This window comes from Burkholderia sp. JPY481, assembly GCF_038900515.1.
Lineage (GTDB): Bacteria > Pseudomonadota > Gammaproteobacteria > Burkholderiales > Burkholderiaceae > Paraburkholderia > Paraburkholderia youngii.
Window position 1 is genome coordinate 113909 of record NZ_JAYMRT010000019.1, and the last position, 6000, is coordinate 119908.

Consider the following 6000-nt stretch of genomic DNA (forward strand, 5'->3'; position numbering starts at 1 on the left):
AACCAGCGAGGGATGTCATCGCGCCCGAGCCCAACGGCACACTTTTCCTACCGCAAAAGCTCGACTATCACGACATCAGTGTCGTCTCGCGCCACCAACGTAAGCTGCGATTCGTCGCGTACGGCAACTCCATCGCGTGGCGCGAGCCGGACTTCGCCGACATCAAGGCGACCATGATCGGCAACCAGATACGCCCGGCGCGACGTCGGCAGCACGTGGTGCAGCGTCGTGCCTTCGCGTAACGTCGCGATACGCACGCGCGCGTCCGCATGGATGGGCAGCGCGCCGGCGCACACATCGTCGGGATCGCCGCTCGCCAGCGTGACGAAGCGGCCTTCGCGACATCCACGCGAACAGATACGCGTCGCCCAACGGGGCGTGCCGCCCGGCGTGCGTGGATGCAGCCAGATCTGGAATAGCCGCGCAGGCACATCTTCTTCGTTCCGCTCGGCATGGTGGAGCGCGGTGCCCGCACTCATCGCCTGTACGGAATCGGCGACCAGTCGCGCGCGATTGCCCGCGTCGTCCTCGTACGTGATCGCGCCCGAGCGCACCCATGTCACGATCTCGACGTCGCGGTGAGCATGCAGGTCGAAGCCCGAGCGCGGCGCGAACTCATCGTCGTTCCACACGTAGAGCGCGCCGAGCGGCGCATGGCCGGTTCGTCCGCCTTGGCCGACCCGGAAATGCGCTCGCGTGTTGAGCCAGTCGCGCCTGACTGCGCCACACGCAAGGTCAAGACGATGTTCGATCATGATGTGCCTGCGCTCGAATGCCTTACGCGCCGGGCGCGGGTGCGATTTCCGAAGACCGCCTCCGCTGCGCCCTGCACGCTCGAACTACGCCTAGATCTGCTGTTGGCCGCCATCGACGAACAACTCGATGCCGTTCACGAAGCTCGCGTCGTCCGAGGCAAGGAACAGCGCGGCGCTCGCGATTTCGCCGGGCTCTCCCAGACGTCCCATCGGGATCTGCGCGGCCAGGTAATTGGCAAGACCCTCGCGCTGAGCGGCGTCGTCACCGGCCAGATCGAGCAGGCCAGGCGTGCGCGTTGCGCCCGGGCTGATCGTATTCACGCGGATCTGGCGATCCTTGAGGTCCAGAATCCAGTTGCGTGCGAAAGAGCGCACCGCAGCCTTCGAAGCCGAATACACGCTGAATGCCGCCGTGCCCGCGCTACCTGCGGTCGAACCCGTGAGAATCACCGACGCTCCCTTGGCCAGCAGCGGCAGCGCCTTTTGCACCGTGAACAGCACGCCCTTCACGTTGCGATTGAAGGTGTCGTCGAAGTGCTCTTCGGTGATGTTGCCAAACGGCAGCATCGAACCGCCACCAGCATTCGCGAACAGTACGTCGAGGCGCCCCTGTTCTTCCTTGATCTGCGCATACAGCGCGTCGAGTTCGGCAAGCCTGGTGGAGTCGACGCGGGCGCCGGTTGCCTTGCCGCCCGCGTCGCGGATGCTCTTCACGGCGGCATCGAGTTCGGCCTGACGGCGGCCCGTGAGGTAGACGTGCGCGCCTTCGGCTGCGAAGCGCTGGGCGGTGGCAAGGCCGATGCCGCTGGTTGCGCCGGTGACGAGTGCGATCTTGTTGTCGAGTTTGCGTGCCATGGTGTTGCTCCTTTGGTGTCGTTCAGTGGAGGTTGAGGTTCGGTGTTGCGTGCTGCGATGTGAGGAGAATATCGACGCCTCGCCCTTTCCGAAATAGAATTGATTGCAATCTAACGTTGCAAAAATGAAAAGATGAGGGGAAATGGCGAAGCTGCCTGATTTCGAAGGACTCGCGATGTTCGCGAAGGTCGCCGAGGAAGGATCGTTCGCGGCCGCCGCGCGCGCGATGGGGGTATCGGTCGCTACGGTCTCGCGTGGCGTCGCTCGTCTGGAAGACCGGCTGGGCGCACGGCTTTTCAACCGTACATCGCGCCAGCTGTCGCTTACCGAGTTCGGCCGGACGATCTGCGAAAAGGCCGCGGAGATCTACCGTCAGGCCGAAGAGGCAGAAAGCGCCGCGCGCGAGATGTCAGTGCAGCCGCGCGGACTGGTACGCCTGGCCGTGCCGATGTCGTTCGGGCTGCGCTGGGTCGCGCCACTGCTGCCCGGCTTCTTTCGCGCGTACCCGGAGGTGTCGATCGACCTGCATCTTTCGGATGCGTCGATCGATCTGGTCGCCGATGGTTTCGACGCCGCTCTGCGTATCGCCGCGCTGCCGGATTCGTCGCTGGTCGCCCGGCGGCTGTGCGCGGTCACACAGTTCGTGGTCGCGTCGCCAGCGTATCTGAAGCGCGAAGGGCGGCCCGCGCATCCGCGCGAACTGGTGGAGCGGCCATGCCTCTCATACGCGTACCGGGCGCGCAGCGATGTGTGGCGCTTCACGAACGCCGCTGGCGAGGAGGAGCCGGTCATGCCGATCGGCCCGCTGCGCGTGACGAATTCCGATGCGCTGCTGCCCACGCTGCTCGACGGGCTCGCAATTGCCGAGTTGCCCGAATTCATCGCTGGCGAATATCTGGCCGATGGCCGGCTCGAAGCGATCCTCACCGACTGGTCGCTGACGAAGGGTGGTCTTTACTTTGTCACGCCGTCGGCGCGCGCGCGTCCTGCGAAGGTGGCTGCGCTGTCCGATTATTTTGCGGAGCATCTGTCCGAGCCGTCATGGCGATGGCCGAAGTAATGCGTTCGACTAGCTGAATGGGTTGCCGCCCACGCTCAGACAGCGGAAACGAGCCGCCTTCGAGCTCCTGGTCGACGATCGCCCAACCTTGGCGGCGCACCTGCGCGCTCGGTTTTTTCAATTCTTCCTTTGGTTGCGCGGTGAATATGTTTGCCCGAGAGCACCCTCCGTCGCGCAATCGCGACCATCAAGAAGAAACAGCAGCATGCTTAGGCACCGTAAACTGAACGACCGCGCCGCGCGGCGGCGAGTCAGTCGCCCACAACTGTCCGCCATGGGCGTCGATGATCGAACGGCAGATCGAAAGACCCATCCCCAGGCCGGTCGCCTTCGTGGTGTAGAACGCGGTGAATGCCGGTTCGGTACCGTTCGGGCCGAAGCCCGGCCCTGAGTCGCGCACGGTCACGAGCACGCAGCCTCCTTCGTCTTCCGCTGTGCTGAGACACACCTGTCGTACTCCATCGATGCCGCTCAGTGCCTCCAGCGCATTGATGATCAGATTGAGCAGTACCTGCTGCATTTCCACCCGATCGCCTTCAATAAGCGGCAAAGCTTCCGCGAGTTGCATCTCCAGCCGGGCGTCGCTCTTTTTCGCTTCGCCCTGGACCAGTTCGGCAATCTCGCGGATGGCTTCGTTGAGGTCCACCGGTTCCCTTCTCCGTGGCGCCTTCCTGACCAGTTGCCGGATTCGGTCGAGCACGTCAGCGGCGCGATTCGCGCCGCTGACGATACTGCCGAGCGCACGGCTGGCCTCGTCGACATTGGCGGGCTCGCGGTCGAGCCACCGCAACGCGGCCCGAGCGTCGATGACCGTCGAAGCGATGGGCTGACTGAGTTCATGAGCAATCGACGCGGCGAGCTGCCCCATGGTCGCGACGCGATTCGCATGCGCCAGTTCGGCCTGCACGTCGCGATAGCGCTCTTCGCTGTCACGGATTTTCTTTTCCGCCTGCTTCTGCTCGGTCAGATCGAGAATGTAAGCCACGCCCTGGCTCGGCTGATCTTCGAATGCCGCGCCGCCGATCAGGACAGGTATCCGGCTGCCGTCTTTCCTGAGGAACTCCTTTTCGCTGGCTTGCATGGCGCCGGTCGCCTCGAGCTCTTCCAACTCGCGCGGGACGCGTTCTTGCCATTCGGGAGGCATCATGTCATACCATCGAAGCCCGGCCTTCAAATCCTCACGCTCGTACTGGAGCATGTGAAGGAATGAATCGTTGGCGTCGATGAGTCGTCCATCCACGCCCCAGATGACGATCCCAATGAGATTGGCGTCGACGAGGCGTCGGATTCTTGCTTCGCGTTGCGCGACGTCGCGATATAAACGGGCATTTTCGAGCGAAATTGCAGCCTGCGAGGCCACCAGCTTCAGCACGGCGATCCGCGAGGGGCTGAACACGCGCGCGGCGAGATTGTTCTCGAGGTAGAGCACGCCCATGAGCTTCGCGCCATTCATCAGCGGCAGGCACAGAATGGAACGTGCGCGATGCTGACGGACGTAGGGATCCGTGTCGGCCATCGGGTCCGTTGCGGCGTCGTCGAGGAAAATGTTCTCGCGCGTACGCAAGACCTGGTTGAGGACCGACTCCGGCAACATTGCGCCATTGAGCGGTGTGTCGGATAGCTGCACGTGGAGCCCGTCGCCGGCGGTGGTGGCTCTCGCGGCGATCCGCAGGTCGCCCGCATCCGACAGGATCAGCAGGCCCCGTTCGGCGCCCGCCTGTTCGATGGCCGTGCGCATGACCATCCCGATCAGCTTCTCAAGGTGGATCTCGCCTGACGCCGCCTGCGACACCTTGATCACGGTTGCCAGCTCGAGGTGCTCGATGGGCGCTGCCATCGTATTGGTTGGTCCGGGCACCGTCTCTTCGGTTCTCAGGTATGGGTACTGTTCCTCGAGTTGACGCACCTTGCCGATGGCGCCCCAACGCAGATAGCCATAGCGGGCGTCCTGCATATAGGTACGCGCAATTCTTCGGAGGCCGCGAGCCGCATAAAAGCGGGACGCGAGTTCGCTGGCCAGCGCCTCGACGTGGACGAATCCGCTATCCTGCGCCGAATCGATGGCCTGCTCGTAGAGCATCTCGGCCTCGACCACTCGGCCTTCGATGCGCGCGATCTCGGCGCCGACCAGTGCGGTATGACTTGCGAAGTTCTCTGCGCAGAGATCCGTCCAGATGCGCAGCTGGTTGTGGCGGGCAATCAGCGCTTCGAGGTGCTCCTGGGGGTCGCCGGCGGCGACGGAGTCGCACAGCGCAGCCCGCGCCAGCGCCGCATAGAAGTGATATTCGGCCTCGTCGAGGAACGAGTGCGAGGTCCACAGAAGCCGCTGCGCCTCTGACGCGGCGGCCATGGCCGCCTCGTGGTCGCCGGCGAGATAGCGCACCTGGAGTTTCCGGATCCAGTACCAGCATGCAGCGGCCGACAGGGACGGCTTTGCCCGATATTGCTGTTCGGTGCGAGCTTCGTTGAACTGCGCGTCGTCGAGGCAGCCGAATACCGGCGTCAAGCCGCGCAGCGTCCGGATGACCGCAAGCTGGTCTTCGATAAAGTGAATCGCCAGCGCGAATTGCAATTTTGTGGCATACGCCAGGCCGGTTTCACCCTCTCGTTGCACCTCAACCAGTGGCTCGCCGATGAAAAGCAGGTTCGAGACCAGGTGGCTGGACGCGAACGCGCCGAATGGAAGATCGCCGGTGCGGTCCAAAGCGTCGAAAATTTGGCGAAAGTGGTCACCGCAACTTTGCCGCGCAGGTTGCACCCAGCGGGCGACATAAACAAAGAACGCGAGATGCGTGCGGGCTTCGAAGCGTACGAGGCCGCGTCGTTCTACGAGCTTGCAGCCGAGCCGGCCGAATTCGAATCCGGGCTGGTAGTCGCCGAAAAGCCGTCCGGCGAACCAGGGGAATTGGGCATAGGCCACACACGACGCATCGGCATTGCCTTGTTCGAGGCTGAGACTGATTGCCTTGCAGATCGTCAGGCAATTGAGGTTCCCATCGGTGAACAAGGCCGGCCCGAAAAGCTTGGTCAGAACCTCGACGGTTGCTAGCGCGATGGGATTCCCCATCGGCGGCAAATCGATGAGTTCGTCGATGCTCCGGTCGCCAAGCAGTGACCAGATGCGCTCGTATTCGCGGCGCACCGTCGCGTCATCCGGGTGGGGTGACCACTCGATGCCCACATGCCGAAGGAAGGCGAGGCCGACGGCGATCGCGTTTTCGCTCTGGTCGAGCATCAGGTAGACATCCATCTGCCAGAACGTGACCTGGGCGCGCTCGAGCGTGGTCGTCGCACGCTTCGATAGCGCCGCAAGTCGCGTCTCGGCGGCGA

Annotated in this window: 4 protein-coding genes and 1 pseudogene; 1 reads left to right on the forward strand and 4 read right to left on the reverse strand. The window is 63.6% G+C overall.

Features of this window, described 5'->3' with window-relative positions; genetic code table 11:
* Positions 1–47: 47 nt before the first annotated feature.
* Entirely contained in the window at positions 48–755 is a 708-nt protein-coding gene (locus VSR82_RS32220; protein ID WP_429462787.1) for a pirin family protein, read from the reverse strand.
* 90 nt (positions 756–845) lie between these two features.
* On the reverse strand, positions 846–1610 hold the full coding sequence (locus tag VSR82_RS32225; protein ID WP_429462786.1) for an SDR family NAD(P)-dependent oxidoreductase: 765 nt from the start codon (positions 1608–1610) through the stop codon (positions 846–848).
* Between the two features lie 142 nt (positions 1611–1752).
* On the opposite strand from VSR82_RS32225, the gene VSR82_RS32230 reads away from it, so the two are divergent.
* Entirely contained in the window at positions 1753–2670 is a 918-nt protein-coding gene (locus VSR82_RS32230) for a LysR family transcriptional regulator (protein WP_429462785.1), read from the forward strand.
* A 22-nt stretch (positions 2671–2692) separates the two neighbouring features.
* Here the strand turns inward: VSR82_RS32230 and VSR82_RS32235 are convergent.
* Both VSR82_RS32235 and VSR82_RS32240 read right to left on the reverse strand, forming a co-directional pair.
* A pseudogene (locus tag VSR82_RS32235) lies at positions 2693–2812 on the reverse strand (IclR family transcriptional regulator); the annotation flags it as partial.
* A 45-nt stretch (positions 2813–2857) separates the two neighbouring features.
* The coding region (locus tag VSR82_RS32240; protein ID WP_498858384.1) for a GAF domain-containing sensor histidine kinase at positions 2858–6000 on the reverse strand (3143 nt) is incomplete at its 5' end.

Excerpts from the sequence above, each read along its gene's own strand:
- VSR82_RS32220 (WP_429462787.1), bottom strand. The coding sequence starts at position 755 with ATGATCGAACATCGTCTTGACCTTGCGTGTGGCGCAGTCAGGCGCGAC.
- VSR82_RS32225 (WP_429462786.1), bottom strand. The coding sequence starts at position 1,610 with ATGGCACGCAAACTCGACAACAAGATCGCACTCGTCACCGGCGCAACC.
- VSR82_RS32230 (WP_429462785.1), top strand. The coding sequence starts at position 1,753 with ATGGCGAAGCTGCCTGATTTCGAAGGACTCGCGATGTTCGCGAAGGTC.